This is a genomic window from Tardiphaga sp. P4_G1, from assembly GCF_056401215.1.
In genome coordinates this window covers 25,083-41,557 of the sequence record NZ_JBFUJU010000004.1, presented here as the reverse complement: position 1 = coordinate 41,557, position 16,475 = coordinate 25,083, and the positions used below count along the sequence as shown (strand labels likewise).

General features: G+C 58.7%; 11 protein-coding genes. 6 read left to right on the top strand and 5 right to left on the bottom strand.

Annotation, left to right across the window (positions count from 1 at the left end):
* Positions 1–78 precede the first annotated feature (78 nt).
* Positions 79–7,050: a peroxidase family protein gene (locus tag AC1DUY_RS10625; RefSeq protein ID WP_478114129.1), complete on the bottom strand. Its 6,972-nt coding sequence runs from the start codon at positions 7,048–7,050 to the stop codon at positions 79–81.
* A 548-nt stretch (positions 7,051–7,598) separates the two neighbouring features.
* On the opposite strand from AC1DUY_RS10625, the gene AC1DUY_RS10620 reads away from it, so the two are divergent.
* On the top strand, positions 7,599–9,008 hold the full coding sequence (locus tag AC1DUY_RS10620) for a sensor histidine kinase (protein WP_478114127.1): 1,410 nt from the start codon (positions 7,599–7,601) through the stop codon (positions 9,006–9,008).
* A gap of 165 nt (positions 9,009–9,173) precedes the next feature.
* Positions 9,174–9,824, top strand: coding sequence for a response regulator transcription factor (locus AC1DUY_RS10615; RefSeq protein WP_349636603.1), 651 nt, complete (start codon positions 9,174–9,176; stop codon positions 9,822–9,824).
* A 14-nt stretch (positions 9,825–9,838) separates the two neighbouring features.
* Here AC1DUY_RS10615 and AC1DUY_RS10610 read toward each other — a convergent pair whose 3' ends face one another.
* Positions 9,839–9,997, bottom strand: coding sequence for a hypothetical protein (locus AC1DUY_RS10610; RefSeq protein WP_478114124.1), 159 nt, complete (start codon positions 9,995–9,997; stop codon positions 9,839–9,841).
* Positions 9,998–10,593: 596 nt separating this feature from the next.
* Here AC1DUY_RS10610 and AC1DUY_RS10605 point away from each other — a divergent pair.
* From AC1DUY_RS10605 to AC1DUY_RS10590, 4 genes are all read left to right on the top strand, one after another.
* Positions 10,594–10,812 (top strand): hypothetical protein, encoded by a 219-nt coding sequence (locus AC1DUY_RS10605; protein WP_089261481.1) that lies wholly within the window; start codon positions 10,594–10,596, stop codon positions 10,810–10,812.
* Between the two features lie 82 nt (positions 10,813–10,894).
* On the top strand, positions 10,895–11,134 hold the full coding sequence (locus AC1DUY_RS10600) for a hypothetical protein (RefSeq protein WP_478114122.1): 240 nt from the start codon (positions 10,895–10,897) through the stop codon (positions 11,132–11,134).
* 80 nt (positions 11,135–11,214) lie between these two features.
* Positions 11,215–11,532, top strand: a complete 318-nt coding sequence (locus AC1DUY_RS10595) for a hypothetical protein (RefSeq protein ID WP_478114120.1) — start codon at positions 11,215–11,217, stop codon at positions 11,530–11,532.
* 259 nt (positions 11,533–11,791) lie between these two features.
* Complete coding sequence (locus tag AC1DUY_RS10590) at positions 11,792–12,268, top strand: 2OG-Fe(II) oxygenase family protein (RefSeq protein ID WP_478114118.1); 477 nt, start codon at positions 11,792–11,794, stop codon at positions 12,266–12,268.
* Between the two features lie 109 nt (positions 12,269–12,377).
* On the opposite strand, the gene AC1DUY_RS10585 is transcribed toward AC1DUY_RS10590, so the two are convergent.
* From AC1DUY_RS10585 to AC1DUY_RS10575, 3 genes are all read right to left on the bottom strand, one after another.
* Complete coding sequence (locus AC1DUY_RS10585) at positions 12,378–13,988, bottom strand: FAD-dependent oxidoreductase (protein ID WP_478114116.1); 1,611 nt, start codon at positions 13,986–13,988, stop codon at positions 12,378–12,380.
* Positions 13,989–14,051: 63 nt separating this feature from the next.
* Entirely contained in the window at positions 14,052–16,214 is a 2,163-nt protein-coding gene (locus tag AC1DUY_RS10580) for an exonuclease domain-containing protein (protein ID WP_478114114.1), read from the bottom strand.
* Positions 16,215–16,322: 108 nt separating this feature from the next.
* The gene (locus tag AC1DUY_RS10575; protein ID WP_478114112.1) at positions 16,323–16,460 is read right to left on the bottom strand and encodes a hypothetical protein; all 138 of its coding nucleotides are present in this window, start codon (positions 16,458–16,460) and stop codon (positions 16,323–16,325) included.
* Between the last annotated feature and the right edge of the window lie 15 nt (positions 16,461–16,475).

Here is a 16,475-nt window from a genome sequence, read left to right as displayed (position 1 = left end):
ATGCCGCCCGGATTTCAAACTCAAGAGGACGAGTTTGGGAGCAGTGGATCAACGATCCACCGCTCCCGATCTTGCAGACTAGAGCCCGACGTTGGCCGCCGTCAGCTGCTGATGCCCAGCGATTTCGATCTTGAAATCGGCGTCCGTGTTTCCATCGATGTTGCCCTGCACGATTGTGAAGTCACCGTCATCTCGAGACACGAAGCTGACAGCCAGTTGGCCCGCGGCACTGAACGCGGCACCATTGATCAGCTCGAAAGCCTGATCGCCAGTTGCAGTCATATTGGCATCGATGCCGGTGAGGTCGATCCGGTCGCCCGGCTGGAATCCGAGGATGGTGTCGCCGTTCGTAGCCGACGCGGATGTGAATGTGAACGTGTCATTACCTAGACCGCCGTTCATCACGTTGACGGCATTACTCGCAATGATGACATCGTTCCCGGATCCGGTTGAAACGTTCTCAATGCCCCAGATCGTGTCATTACCGGTCTGCGAGCTTGATACGCTTCCATTGGCAAAGGCGGCCGGGCCGGAGCCCAGATTGACGGTGATGTTGGCGGTGATCGCCGACATATTGAGGGTATCTATCCCCGTCCCGCCTTCACTATCGTCACCGAAATAGACATCGTCGCCGTCAGCCACCTCCGCCACGATCAGGTCGTCGCCGGCACCGCCGAACACCGTGTCTGCTCCGGCGCCGCCATTGATCAGATCGTTGCCTGCTTCACCCAGGATACGGTCTGCTCCGGATTCGCCGTAGATAATGTCGGCCTGATTACCCCCGAACACCTGATCGTCGCCGTTGCCGGCGAAGATCACGTCCCGGCCGTCGCCGCTGTTGACGAAGTCGGCACCGTCGCCCGCCGAAATCGCATCGGCTCCAGCATTGCCGATCACGACGTCATCACCATCGAATGCAATGATGTTGTCGTCGCTTGCCGTTCCGACTAGCACGTCCATCTGCGGGGTTCCGGTTCGGACTGCGCCGGTTGACGGGACAGCATTCCCGGCTTCCTCGTTGTCTTCGTCTTCGCCACCACAATCATCGTCGTGATCGCCGGAACCCACCTGAGGGCCAGCGCCGGCTGCGACGTAGCTGATGCTGTGGGCACCGTTAGTTAGGGTCGTTACGCCGTTCGTAACCGTCTCATCGTAGTCGGCGGCCGTCGTACCTGCAGGCAGTTCGATCACATCCTGCGGACGCAGAGTTCCAATGATGGTGTCGTGGCCCCCATTGGAGCGGAACACGATGCGATGCGCCGAACTCAGGGCGGTGATATCCACGGTGTCGTCGCCGACATTACCGTCGATGGTGATGGTGCTGAAGTTGAGGCTGGTGTTCGGCAGGTTGAAGTCGCCGATCACCGTGATCGTGTCGCCGCTCGATGCACCGCCGTTCAGGCCGCCGCCGTCATTGGCGGTGACGTTGGTGGTGTTGATCTGGATTTCCTCGATGTTGTCGAGTTCGGCAATGACCGAGGCATTGTTCGTGCCGTTGCGTGTGATCACGATTTCAGTGCCAGCAGCGAGCGAGGCAAGGTTATTGCCCGCCACAGCACCCCATGCCGCCCTTGTATAGATACGGAAGGCTTCGGCAGCGGCAACACCAGTGAGCACGTAGGTGTCCGAGGATGTATCCCGTCCGGCGGTTATCGCGGTCGTGCCACCATCGATGATATCGCGGCCGTCGGTGCTGAGCTGGGTGATCGTGTCGGCGCCTGAACCACCACGGATCGCATCGTTGGCCGCTCCGCCGTTGATGGCATCGTTGCCCCCACCGCCCTCGATGGTGTCGGTACCGCCAAGACCCAGCAGGGTATTGGCATTGCCGTCGCCGGTGATCGTATCGTTACCGGCGCCGCCGGTGACGTTTTCGATGCCCGACACGAACGAGAAGCCCGATGCCGCGCCGTTGTTGAGATCCACCGTGACGGGACCCGCCGACGTGTAGATCAGGGTATCGGTGCCACCGGCCAGGTCGGCCGTAACCGATTCAACGCCGGCAATGGTGCCGCCCTCGAATAGGGTAAGCGCCGTGCCGTTGAAGGTCACGTCGAGCGTCTCACCACCGCCAGTCCCGGTGATTTCCAGCGCGTCGATATCTGCGCCGCCGTCCACGGTGTCGGTGTCGTCGCCGAATGTGTAGCGGATGGTATCGTTGCCGGCACCGCCGTTGACGATATCGTTGCCGTCGCCACCGGTCAGGGTGTCGTTGCCGATGCCGCCGTTCAGTGTGTCGGTGCCGTCCTGGCCGAGCAGCGTGTCATTGCCACCGTTGCCGTTCAGGGTGTCGTTGCCGGTTTGGCCGAATATCGTATCGTTGCCGATATTGCCGCTCAGGGTGTCGTTGCCAGCTGCGCCTCCATAGATGATGTGATCGTTCGTAAGCGTTATGGCGATTGTATCGTTGGCGTTCGATCCGGTTCTGATCGTGAAGGTCTCGACACGGGTCAACCCGGTGTCGTCCGTGACACGGACATTGAGCGTGTAAGTGGCGTTCGTGCCCATGGTGCCGCCGGTGCGCGCCACCGTGCCGCCGTTGCTCACCGTAAAGCCTGCGCTGCTCCCGGCCAGCAAGGCGTAGGTGAAGGTACCTGCACCATTGGGATCGACTGCGCTCAGGGTTGCAATCGTGCCGTTCCCGGGGAGCGTTGTGTTGCCCGGCGTGACACCGTTCCACTGGATGTCAGTGGGCGGACGCGGCGCGTCTATTTCCACGTCGGAGAAGCGCAGGCGCTCCATGTTGCGGAGGACATCGATGCCATCCAGACCGCCGGGTGTGAACCCACCTGCCCCATCTGGAATCAGATGCTCCACCCGGATACTGCCATCCGCATTACCCGTGATCGTGTAGTTTGCCCGGATATCGGAGAAGACGGCGGTGTCGGTATCGCCAACTCCAGTGGCCGAGACGATGTCGCGGACGATTTTGAGCTGGCCGGGATTGACTGTGCCGGACAGAACCGAAGAGACCAGCGTCGTCATCGAGTCATGGTAGCTCAGGACTGTGTTGCCGGTCGGACCATTGGCGTCGAAGCTGGACATGACCGCGATGCGGACCCTCAGCCACTGGTCGCCATCGAGGATGTCGTCGCCGCCACGGCCTTCGATGAGGTCGCTGCCGGCACCGCCGAGGAGGATGTTGCCCCCGACAAAGCTGCCCTGGGCATCGAACGAGGCTGCCCCGGCGCCAACTAGCAGCTGCTGCAGACCCTGGATAAGGGCTATGCCCTCGGCATCCAGGGCACTGCCGCGGAAGCCTTCGGTCGGCACATCCGCGGCGGTGACGTCGGTACCGCGGATCACGTCATCCTTGGTCGAGCCCGAAGCACCTTCCACCTGGGTGAATGTATCCAGTGCCACATTAGCTGGAAGGACCGGGACGCCGGGAAGTATCTGCCGGGCGAGATCGACATCCACGGCGAAGTTCATGTCGCCGTAGGTCGTCCAGTCGTAGCCGGACATGCCGTCGAACTTGCCGCGGCCAAGGCTGCCGAACCAGATATCGTCGCCGCCTTCGCCGATGAACTCGTCGAAGCCGCCATCGCCATGGAACACGTCGTGACCCTTGACCGCGTCGGCCTGGAACTGGTCGTCGAAGTTATCGCCGACCGCACCGGTCCAGGCGCCGACTTCGATCCAGTCGTCGCCTTCGCCACCAAGCGTCTGCTCGGTGGTCTTGCTGCCTAGCACGAAGTCGTTGCCGACCCCGCCAAAAGCCTCGTCAAGCATATCGGCACCCAGGACGATGAAGTCCTGCCCCGCGTCGCCGACGATCAAATCGACGCCGGCGCCAGCATTGATCGCATCGTGTCCTGCGCCGGACCGGATAATGTCGTCGCCGAACAGATCGGTGATGATGTCGTCGCCGTCGCCGCCGAAGTAGGAGTCGTTTCCGGCGCCGCCTTCGAGCCGATCATTGCCGCCGTCAGCATAGAGCGTATCGTCGCCTTCGCTGCCGATCAGGATGTCGTTGCCATTGGTGCCACCGAGCAAAACGTGTTCAATGCCGGTATATTTCAGGTAGTTCGAATCTGGGCCAACCGTGCCGGGGTTATTACGAATAACCAGCGGGGTGAGAATGCTGCCGCCGGTCGGATCGTTACCGAGGTTGTCGGCGGATTCGTCGATCGCGGTGTTCGGATCATCCAGTAGGATGCCGTCCAAGCCAGCAGTTTCACCGAGGCCGGGATTCCATTGTTTGGTCCGGTCGATCTCCAGAATGAGGCCGGGCGTCGAGAAGACGTCGGAGGGCAAGTGGCCCGCGTCGGCGTTGAGGCTGATGATTTTGGCGAAGGTGTTGTTTTCCATTTCCGACAGGAAATGCATGCCATCCAGGCGCTGCAGATAATAGAACCGGTCGCCGTCCTGCAGTTGCTCGAGCTGTACTTCGAATACAAAGTTGAAAGTCGAGCCAAGCATGCCGCCAAACGGCAGGATCTTTTCGGCAAGACCACCAATCCACAGGTCGATGTTGTCGAGGCCGGTGATCGTGACACCGCTGGGCAAGCTGGCCCACGCGCCGGTGCCGTTCAAGAAATCCTCCGCGTCAGCCGGCACGCCGATCGTGCGGGCTTCGTTCACCGCAGTCGCCGGGTCATCGATGATAGACTGCGGCGTGCCAAAGATGATGGCCATCGCCGCGGCGCGCTTACCTTCAATCGTTGCCTCGCCAGTAATCGAGCTGTGCAGGCCATAGGCGGCCATGAAGTTAATGACCGAGGCTTCATTCTTGAGATTGCCGGCAAACTCCACCCAGCTATCGTAGGGCTTGAGTTCTGGGGCGTGCGAACTTGCCTCGAAGAACTCGCGGCGAGCCGCATTTAGCGAAGGAACGCCTGCATCCCGGCCGCGCGCGAGATTGATTGTGGCCAGATCGAGCGGTAGCCCCAGCAGATTGTTGCGCAGTGCACTGGTGACGAACTCGTCGATTTCATTGCCAACCTGGCGTGTCATTCCGCGGATGATATCACCAGCGGCGATGTTGTCGGCGACGGTGTGGCCCGTATCGAACTCGATCGGGTTGAGAAAGCCCTCGATCAGGCTGATCTGATCATTGGTGAATGAAGCATCCAGCCGGTCGATCTGCTCGGTCAGCATGGAGTGGCCGAAGCGGTAAACCACATGGGCGAACTCAGCAACGATGGCCGGGTTGATGTCCGCGTGATACCCGTCGGGAACCACGAAGAAGTCGATATTGGGTTGGATCTTGCGGGCAAAATCCTCGAACACCGTATGCTGATATTGCATTTCGGTGCCGAACTTGGCTGCCTGGAACAAGCGCTCGCCGTCCCAGGTCAAGGTGGCGGCATAGGCTGCAAGGGCGGTCGGGTTCGTCGGGATGGCGTTGACCTGCGCTTGCGTGAGATCGATGTCCAGCCACTCGTTGATAAAGGCAATGTCCTTGCTGGCGAGCACGATTTCCTTGGTGTGCTCAACCAGACGGTTGTGCTCGGAATGGAAAATGTGATGCACGGCAGTTAGGCCGATATTCTCGTTGACGCGGCCGTCGCCGGCGATGAAATGCGCATCGAGCAGTTCGTTGTCATAGACCGCCGGGTTGTTGCCGGGGTTCAGCAGGCCGATTTCGATGTCGCCGTCCGCAATGCCATTTGGCACCGCGTCATGGGCAATATCTGCCAGGAATGCCGCATTGATGCGGATTGCGCTGGCGAGTCCGACCGGGGCGGCAAAGGTGCCGGAGATGACGATGTCATCGGCAGTATTGGGAACTCCATCGGCGCCGACGCCGGTGATTATCTGGGCAAAACCGGCGGCATTGGGGATGAAGTTGCCGTAGGCGTCGGTGCGGAGGAGTGGCACAGCGCCAACATCCTGGTCGGTTAGGAGGATGCCAAGCATCTTGGCCTGTTCCTTGACCTCGCCCCAAGTGGCCATGCCGCCCGGCTCTGCGCCGCCGCCTTCAATGAGATTACCAGTAGCGTGTGGCTTCCCATCGACACCCATCGCGTACTGCCGCAGGAAAACCTGATGCGAAGCGTGCGAGGTATAGGTCTGATTTTGGTCAACGAAGGGCGTTGTGGTGTTGACCGGGCGAGTGTCGTCGGCCGTTCCCATAATGCCATCGGCACCGGGGCCAACCGTAGCGCGTGTCAGCACCATGAAATTGGTCGGGCTGCCCGCCACATAAAGCGGGTCATCCGGCTGCAGTGGAACGAACACCGTGCCACTGCCGCCCTTGTTCACGAGATCAAGGCCGTGATCGAAGAACTGGCCGAACAGGGTGAACCAAGAATTGAACGGGGCCGACAGGCCCGCGTCAGGTGCAACGTTGGTGACCATGACGTTATCGCCATCCATGGCGATGCCGAACGGCTCAAGCGCCGCATCGCGAACGATGCTCGCGGCTTCGAGATTGGCAACAGCGACATCGTGCGCGGCAGTCGCCGCTGCCAGCACATCTATTGCATTCTGCTCGGCGGGAGTCGGAGGCGTGGCCGGATTGCCATCGCTCAGGGCATTTGCCGCTGCTTTGGCATTATCCATAACAACTCGTGATTGGTATTCCGCATTGGAGACCGGCTTGTAAACCGCGTAAATGGCCTGCACGAGGGCCACGTTGGTGAGGTCCGCGGCCACGAGGCCGCCAACCTGCAGACCCTTGATGATGGCGGCCGGATTGCCCAGGGTCTGGTCGACGATCAAGTTGGAGATCGTGCGCAGGCTGGAGTCGAAGACCATAGAGCCAGGATTGTTGGAGGGATTGTAATTGGTCGGCATTGGGGGGCCAAAGCCGGGCGGGACGTTTTGGGCCGGCCGAAACACCGGATCGAGCAATTCGGGGAATGGCAAATCGGCCGCGCCCCAATGTTCCTGGCCCGGCAACAGGTTGTTGTAAGAGCCGTCGACGGTGCGCAGCCCAAGGCTCAGCGTATAGGCCGGAACCGAGCCAACCTGACCGGCATCGCCTACACCGTAGAGCGGGGCAGCGTTCGGATCATTCGGGTTGGCAACATAGGCGGCGTGCTTTTCGGCGATCTTGATCTGCTCTAGAATGAATTCCAGATCGCTCTTGATATAATTGGCCATAATGCTCTCCCTATGTAAGTCGTTTTACCCTTAAGCCCGTCTGCGACTATTCCGCCCGACAGTTGTCGATGTTTGAACGGAGGTCACAATCAAGCTGGTGGTCATGGCTGGCCCTTCTCGCGTCAGATCTCACGCTAGGGCCGGCCTATTCGCTTGCTCAGGGGATAAGGTCCGAGCGGGACTCGGACTGAAGACCAATCACGATCGGACCTTGGTCTGACGACCTTTGTGTCGGTTGCGCGACAACATTCAATGACCATTGTGGGCAGGAACGCGTTCTGGATCGGTGCGTCCGCCGTCCAATGATCGGTATTTGGATTTGTATCGGGGCCAACCGTCGCCGAGTTAGCTTTACGTGGAATAGTTCGCGGTCCGACGGAAGGATAAGATGCGACGGCCCCAATTCTGATGCGTTCGCTTAGTGATCGCTTTTAGACAACTTTGACGAATCTGACTTTATCCGCCACTACCCGTCGATTTTCTCATTCCGACTATCAAACAATTAAATGCGATTTCAGTAACTCGATTAATTAAAGCGGAACCCCGATATGATCTGGCACCGACTCGATATCGGTCACAAATCAAACCTCTTTCGACAATTCTTCATTGCCGCCACGCTGACGATCGTCATTTCCATGACGTTGCTCGCGTATTTCATCTCTCGCCAGCTTGAGACGAGCATGATGGAAACGGCAGCGGAGGAAGGCGCGATTCTGGTCGACGTATTCCTTGGCCCCTCCCTCCAGGAGCTGGCAACGTCCTCGACGCTAACTTCAAACACGTCACTAACGCTGGACAATCTGCTTAAGACAACCATGGGTGAGCGCACCAAGGCGCTAAAAATCTGGTTACGAGATGGTACGTTGGCTTATGCAACCGACAAGCGGCTCATCGGGCAGAAATTTCCATCTATCGAACGGGATGCGGCGTTTGCCGGTAATGCCTTTGGTGGATTTGCGGATACGGACGATGCGGAACATCAGACAGAACAGCAATTCGAACGACCGCTGATCGAGATCTACGCACCAATCTATGGGGCTGGAACTCGCGACATCATTGCTGTCGGGGAAGTATACAATAGCGGAGCGCGTTTCACCGCTGAACTACGGACGATGAGGGTAACCACAGCCAGCATTGTCGGCGCCGTTACCGCACCCATGATGATCATACTGTTTGTGACGGTATGGCGCGCCAACGCCATTGTTTCCGGTCAGCGTCTCTCGCTTCAAAACCGATTTGACGAGGCTCAAGCACTTGCAACGCAGAATGATCAGCTCCGCCGCGGTTCCGAGGCCGTTAAACTCGCCGCCATGCACTCCAACGAACGCCTATTAGGAGAAATCGGACAAGATCTTCACGATGGTCCTATTCAACTCGCCAGCGTTTTGGCACTTAAATTGAGTGAACTTGCCGACACAAACCCGAACGCTACACGTGAATTGTTGCCGAACGTTACAGACCTAACTTCTAATATCCTCAAAGAACTACGCGACATCTCAACCGGCCTCGTGTTGCCCGAGCTTGATGGGCTCACCTGCGCCGAGACAATCAAGCTTGCAGTTTGGCGCCATGAACGAAACACGGCGACCAATGTGACATGCGAGATCGACCCATTATCTTTTCGCCCAGAACAATCAGTTCAAGTATGCGTGTTTCGTGTGGTTCAGGAATGCCTAAACAACGCATATGCGCATGGAGACGGCCAGGACCAACATGTGACAGTAGTTGAGGATGCATCGTCTGTGACGATCATTGTAGGCAACAGCGGGATCAATGAATTCAGCACGAAACTTTCGTCTGGCAGAGGCGCGCGTCTCGGGCTGTTGGGCCTTCGTAGGAGAGTGATGGCGCTTGGCGGCAGCTTCTTCGTCGAACCGCAAGATGACCGTATGACAGTCACCGTAACGCTTCCCATATCAAGAACGTCGGCGTCCACAACCTTAAATAGCAACCTGTAATCAACAAAAGCAGTGCTTAACGCTAAGTTAAGTTCCACATTTACAACACCTCTAAAGCGTGCGCAGTTTATCGCATTGGTCATGCAAACAGCATGCGTATTTGTACATATTAGTCTTACTTGATTTGAAATTCGTCAGCGTTTTTCGAGGCTTGTGATGAGTTTAATGTCCGTCGCTTTGGTGGATGATCATCCACTAATGATTGAGGCGATATCGTCGCTACTTCTGCGGTCCGGTAGATTTGACGTCGTTGCTACAGGTGTGTGTGCGAATGACGTGGTCGACATTTGCACACGAAACACGCCGCAGGTCATCGTCGTCGACCTGAATATGCCAGGCGATATTTATACTGCAATGTCGGCAGCTATTTGCGCGTCGCCTTCGACCAAGGTTATAGCGTTCACCGCCGCGACGGGTGTCGATTCAGCAATACGCGCACTCGACTCCGGCGCCACCGGCTATGTATTGAAAGGCAGTAGCTCACGCGAGCTCATCGATGCCATCACATCTGCGCATTCCGGCGAAACCTACATCACACAACATTTTGCCAGCCGTGTCATCGCAGCGTTGCGAGATACGTCATTACGACGTCGGGCTGCCGAAGCTGTGAAACTGAGCATTCGCGAGCAGCAAATCGTTCGACTCCTCCTTCATGGAAAAACGAACAAGGAAATCGCGCTAACAATCCGCATTAGCGAGAAGACGGTGAAACACTACATGACACTGCTGATGCAGAAGCTTCATGTTCGAAATCGCCTAGAAGTTGTCATTGCAGCCCAAAAGCTGGATGAGCGAGGCGCGGCAGCGATGCACTAGTGCGCAAGGCGCGATCAGTGCACGTCCCGCTTGTCGCCAATAGTGATCTCTTTGACCTGGTGGCGCGGGCTCAGGATCAGCTCCTGAAGCTTGCCGGTGGCCTCACGCTCCTTGGCGTCGATGTCAGCCTGTTTTGCGCCTGATCGGTCGAAGCCGGTGACGAACCGCGTCAATCCACCTCACCTATTTGGTGACTGGCCAAATGTGCTGAACCTTCTGCGCGATCTTTCACACCTATGGAAGCTGGGGATTTTGCGGGCCCAGTAATCAGGCCAACGTCGCCGGGCGATCATATTCCGCTCAGGCGACGTTGTGCGTGCAGTCGCTCGCGTGACATGGTCGATTCTTTAAACGAGGTTTAGGTGGCTTCTTTTTCAGTATTGGTCTGGGGCGTGCCGTGTGAAGTCGTCACCGATCAGAAATCAAAAAGTGTTTGGATTGCCAGCGGCAGCTACGTCGGCACATCGCACAGCCTTAAAGGTCGAACCGAAGGTGCTGCCGTGATGCGCTGGACAGAGTGGGCGCGGTATAGGGGCGAAGGCCACTACTAGCACCCGCGACATATCCCGTTGAGCTTTGCAGCATTGTTGATTGCCCTGTTCCAGACCTGCCCCTGGTTCTGGAACCTCATCTCAGAGTCGCCGAGCGCGTCGAGCACGATGATTGCGCGTTTGATCACAGCCTTCAGAACCTGACAGCGGACTGTTCACTCATAGCGGAGCCTCGCGGTAGTTGATCGAACCAGCACTGAAGCTGTAGGCTGCCCTTCATGATCAAAGAACATCTCACCGCCGATGAGCTCATCTGGATGTTTCACGAGAAGCTCGCAGGGTCGAACCTCCGCCACGCCCGCATAGCGATCATCCCAAGCGGCCGCTGGGATTGGAGCGCGCTGACGAATGCCAGTCAGCGTCGGCAATTTCCAAAGCTCGCGAGTATGGTGGCGGGCATAGAAACGCAGCTGCGGGATCGCTACAGCCTGAAATAAGACTGAGTTCACGTCGGGGCGCTGCTAATACCGCCGGCTTCGGTCGTTTGCTGCTAGGGTCACTGCCAGAAGGCAGGGACCGATGGCAAAGAAGCCGATTTCCAAAGCCGAACTGGCGCAGCTTTTTCGCGAGCGCATGGACGAACACCCTGAATGTCCGCAGGGCATTTCCGTTGAGATCCGCGAGGTAAAGACCTCCGAAGGTCCCGGATGGAGCGCAGTGACGAGCACAGAGGATAGCCTAGTCCACTTTAAGTGCGCCCGTACTGTCGGAGCGCTGACACTGGAGCTTCGGCAGAAGTATAAGCTGTCTGGCGACTGACGTTGGACTGACTGCGCGTTTTTCCTTCGGAACTAAACCGCCTTGGCCTGTTTTATGACCCCATCGACGAGGGGCGCATTTTGAACAACGTTTTTAACCGCCAGCTCGCTTCAACGAGCGATGAGCAAAGCCTCATCAAAGCCCGTTACTGCAGATCGATTTTGAAAGTGGCCGCGATCAGTACCGATCAGGAAGCGCGGGGACTGCTGGAAGGTCTGGCGACCGAGCAACCGACTACCAACACGTCGGAGCCCATGGCTGAAGCCGAACGAGCAGCTCTGGCCGCGATCCGCGAACTTGCCGGGCATCAGCATGGGAGAAGCGCGGCCCATGGCTCTAGCGAGTGGCAGAGGGCTATGCGGACAATCGAGTTTTGGCTTAACGTTCATGATCGATAGACCTCGCGTGCAAGGCGGGGAAACTGGAAGATGTGACGTAAGCGATGGCAAAACAGCCAAAGACAGCTCGTGAGCTGCAGCTTCTCGTCTCGGATTGGCTTGGTATCCCTCTCACCGCGTGAGCGCGTCATGCGGGGAAATCCTCCAGAGAGGCCGGATTCTTTGACCTGCCCAGTCAAGCTGGATAACCTGCTTGCGTCTTCATTTCGGCCTTCCCATCTCCATATTGGCGCGGTGCCGATTGGATCAGGAGCCGGTGGTGTCGGAGCAGTTCAGCCTATTCGCAAATGAAAGAGTTAACCGTCCCGTAGGACTCCGCCACGCCGACATCTTCGTATCGCTCGACGTCGAAAAGGCGTTGATCCACGAGATCTCCACCCTGCCCCTGACGCCATTCCAGTTCGGCCAATTCGAAGGCAAGCGCCGGATCGCCTCCTTCGGCTTCAGCTACGATTACACACTCCGCCGACTGACCGAGGCTGCTCCCATTCCGGAATGGCTCAGCGACGTGATCCAGAACGTCGAGGCATTCGGCGGTCCGTCGACGCGGATCCAGCAGGTGCTCTGCACGGAATACGACGTCGGCGTCGGGATCGGCTGGCACCGTGATAAGCCGCACTTCGACCGCATCTTCGGACTTTCTCTGGGATCGGACTGCAGCTGCGCTTCCGGAGGCATGTCTCCACGAAGTGGGAGCGTTTCACTTTGGAAGCCCGGGCCCGCTCAATTTACATGATGTCCGGGTCCTCGCGTACGGAGTGGGAACACAGCATCTCGGCCGTTCCGGAAAAGCGGTACTCGATAACGTTTCGGACGATGCAAGGGCCAATCGTCCTAGAGTCGATCTAGCTCTTGAGATGCTGCCAAACCTTCGAAATCACGACGGAGCCTTCCCCGACCGAGGAGGCTACCCTCTTGACCGATCCGGAACGGACATCGCCGACCGCGAAGATGCCGGGCCGCGAGGTGGCATACGGAGAATCCGTGTTGGCTTCCGCTCCCGTCAGCACGAAGCCGTTTTTGTCGAGTTCGACCATGTCGGAGAGCCAGGCTGTGTTCGGCTTTGCTCCGATCATGACGAAGACAGAACAAGCAGAGATCTCGCGATCGGTCCCGTCGCGAGAATTGCGCAGCGTGACCGCATGCACCTTTTCCGTGCCGCGCACCGCTTTGACCTCGGTATCGTATTCGATCGATATCGCCGGATCGGCCTCAAGCCTGCTGGACAAATAGTTCGACATCGACGCCGCCAAGGACGGCCCTCGGACGATGAGGCGGACGTGGCTCGCCGAGCGGCACAGAAACATCGCCGCCTGGCCCGCGGAGTTGCCGCCTCCGATGACGACCGTCTCCAAGTTCTTGCAGTACCGCGCTTCGTTCTCCGTCGCGGCGTAATAGACGCCGGCTCCCTCAAGCTCAGCCAACCCGTCGATCGGCGGACGGCGATACTGAACTCCGGTCGCGATGACGACGGCGCCACTGCGGACGCGTTGGCCGTTGTCAAAGGTGGCACAGAAACCGTCGCCGAGCGGCTCCAGTTTCGCCACACGTCGTGGAATGACGAAACGGGTGCCGAATTTCATCGCCTGGACCTCGCCGCGCCAGACGAGGTCAGCGCCGGAAATCCCGGTCGGAAATCCCATGTAGTTCTCGATCCGGCTCGACGTGCCCGCCTGCCCTCCGATCGCGGTATCCTCCACGACGAGCGCCCGCAATCCCTCGGCACCGGCGTACACGCCCGCCGCGACCCCTGCCGGGCCGGCGCCGACGATCAATACGTCGAAGGCCTCATCTTCCGGAAGATCGCGGCTGACGCCCATCAGGCGGCCGACCTTATCAGGGGTGGGTTCGCTCACTTGTTCGCGACCGAAGATGACCGCCGGGGTGTTGGGCGCCACGCCACAGGCTGACGCAATATCTTCTGCCTCCCGACTGCCCAGGGCGTGAGACGAGTATGGCAAACGATTGCGGCTGACGAAGTCGCCGATCCGCCGCACATCCCGGTTGGCTTCGACGCCGATCAGGACGAGCGAGCCGTATCCACTGTCCAACTGGCGGCGACGACGCGCCGCCAGAACCGTGATGATGATGTCTGACATTTCGGGAATTTGAGACATCAGCGTCAACATCTCGCCCCGCGGCACTTCGATGACCCGCGTCTCGCGGACCGCGCGCAGAGGCATCGACCAGACACCGCCGTTCAGCAGGGAGATCTCACCCATGAACTGGGCGGGACCCAACGTCGCCGAGAGGTGACGCTCGCCGGTGAACGAATTCACCACCTCAAGCTCTCCATCCTCGATGTAGACGAAACGATCGACTGGATCGCCCGGCTGGACGACGACCTTCCCCGCCGGATAATGCGCAATCTTGCCTGCCGCCCTTAGCGCGGCGACGTGGGAGTCGGCCAGCGGTACACGCTGCATCTCGTTCAAGTCGCGGCCAATCGTTTCCAAGCCAGTTCTCCGTCGGTTTTGTGTGGCCGGACCTACAACATCGTGACGCCACGTCGAGCGGCGCTACGCTGCCGCGCTACAGGCCGGTTCGATCTCGGACTCTTGCCTCTTTGCGTTCATCAGATTGAGTAGGCTAGCGGCGGCCCGGGCATCGGATAGAGCGCGATGATGGTCCTTAAGGTCGATGTCGAAGGCTTTGCACAGGTTGCCCAGGCTGTAGGACTTGTGGCCCGGAAACCGCCTGCGCATTCCAGCGCACGTGCAGACCTTGGGAAACCGAAACCGCTTCTCCAGGCGCCCGAATTCGCTGCTCAAGAATCCATAGTCGAAGTTGACGTTGTGGGCTACGAAGATGCCGTCCCCCATAAAATCCATGAAACTGTCGGCGACCTCCGCGAACAGCGGCGCTTCTCGCACCATTTCGTTCGTGATACCGGTCAGCTGCACGATCTTGGAAGGGATCAATCTCTGCGGGTTCAGCAATGAATGCCACTCACCCACGACCTGGTGATTGCGGATCCTCACGGCGCCAATTTCCGTGATGCGGTCGGATGATGCCCATCCGCCCGTGGTCTCGATGTCGACAACGACATAGTCTTGGTTGGGGTCGAAGCGGTAGTCGACGCGTCCAATCTCGGCCGGAATTCCGGCGTTGGCCAACTGACGGAGGCGCGTCAATTGATTGCGGCGGATGACGTCGCCCTCCGCCTTCACCTCGATAAACGAGACCTCGCCGTCCTTGGCCATCATGAGGTCTGGAAAGCCGTCGCGCATTGCGCGGAAATCGTCGCACATCTTACGGAGGATCGCGGCAAGACCATCATTGCTGGCCCCCGTCAGAAGCAGGCGCAGTGCCTCGACATCGACGTGATCCCACGCGAACACGCCATTCGGCCGTCCCCATTTCGCAGCAACCGTCTTGAGAAGCTGCTTCAGCGCATTTCCGGATCGGACTGCTCCAAGCTTATCTTCGATCTGTCCTGCGAACTGTCGTGAGAATCTGCGGTCTTTAAGGCATTGCGGCAACCAGTCGAAGCCGCTGTGCAGTTGGCCGGATTCAAAGAGTTCATCCCAGAACAGGAGCCCGAACAGCGATCGCCAGAGCGTGTTCTCGGCAAAGATCACGCGAAAACCCTTGCGCCGCATGACGCCGGCGACACCGGCCTCCGGACTGCCACGATATGTGTCATCGACCGTGATCGTGCTTGCCGAGCGCAGCAGTTCTGTACAGACGCCCGTCCTTCGCCCGCCGAACTTGCGCGCGTAGAAGTCGGATGCAAACGTGAACTCTTCGTCGCTAGCTGGATCGTCGATCATCTCGCGAAGTAAATCCTCCGCTTCGGCCTTGTCCCCTGCTCCATACGAGAGCCGCACCAGTCGCTCCCGGCAATCCGCGGATAACCCAACCCGGTAGAGTTGACGCGCGAGTTCACTTTCGCCGAGCTTCTCGAAGAATTGACCGACCTGGCACGCAGCACGCCCACGCAGATCGGCGGCGTATTCGCTTGGACAATGAGGGCCGCCAAGTATTTCGACGACCGCCAGCCGATGGACATGGACTGACTTGGTCGCGAGACTGTCGAGCAGCCGACTGTAATGGAAGCATGACCGCGCCTCATCGCCGTCCGCAAAGCGCGTGCTGAACGAAGTCGCCTTATTGGTTTGCAATATCCCGAGATCGCGCAAGGCGAAGTTCTTCAGGTCGTCCTCGGTCTTGCCGAAGTACAGGTAGAGCAGAAATTCGACCGGCCCGGTGTCGTCCAACGCGACGAAGCGATGTCCGCCGCAATGCTCGAACGCGGTCGAAAACGGCACACCTGTCAGGAAGAAATCAATGACCCTAGGTTTCGACCAGGATGTACGGACACCCGAGAAGCCCGCGACCTTCGCGCCCTTCAACAATTCAGCCTTAGGAAGGCACGCCAGGAACTGCCCATAGTCCGCGTCGCGCAGCGGTCTGGCGTGGCCCGCCGCATGCAAATCGGCGAGCGCCCGTTCGAGGTTGCTGATCTCCTCGTATCTGAAGTGGCCGCTGTTGAAGATCGCACCGCGTCGATTGATCATACGGATCAGCAGACACCGCGCATCCTGTGAGAAGCGTTTGAATCGCGCGACGAACGCACGATGCTCATCCGCCAAAACCGAACCGTACGTCGTTTCGACAAACGACAGCATCTCAGTGAAATGGTCGAGATAGTAGTACACCGGCAATACGGGCAGCTTCATGGGAGAAAAAGCGCCCACAGCGATCCGACGATGCCGGACTTCAAGTCTCTGCCATCACATCGGGATCGGACCGGCGATGCCTTGCCTTCAATTTCAAGCTTGAAATGTTCAGGCGGCAAGGTCCGCATCCTTGCGCTCCCCGAACTTCCCAAGAATCCGGATTCGGATTTCCTCGGCCGACGGGCCGCGAGTCTTTCGAAGTTGGCACCAGAGCCGAATAAGTTCCTGCTGCTTCGCTTTGTCCATGGAAATCCTCCATCG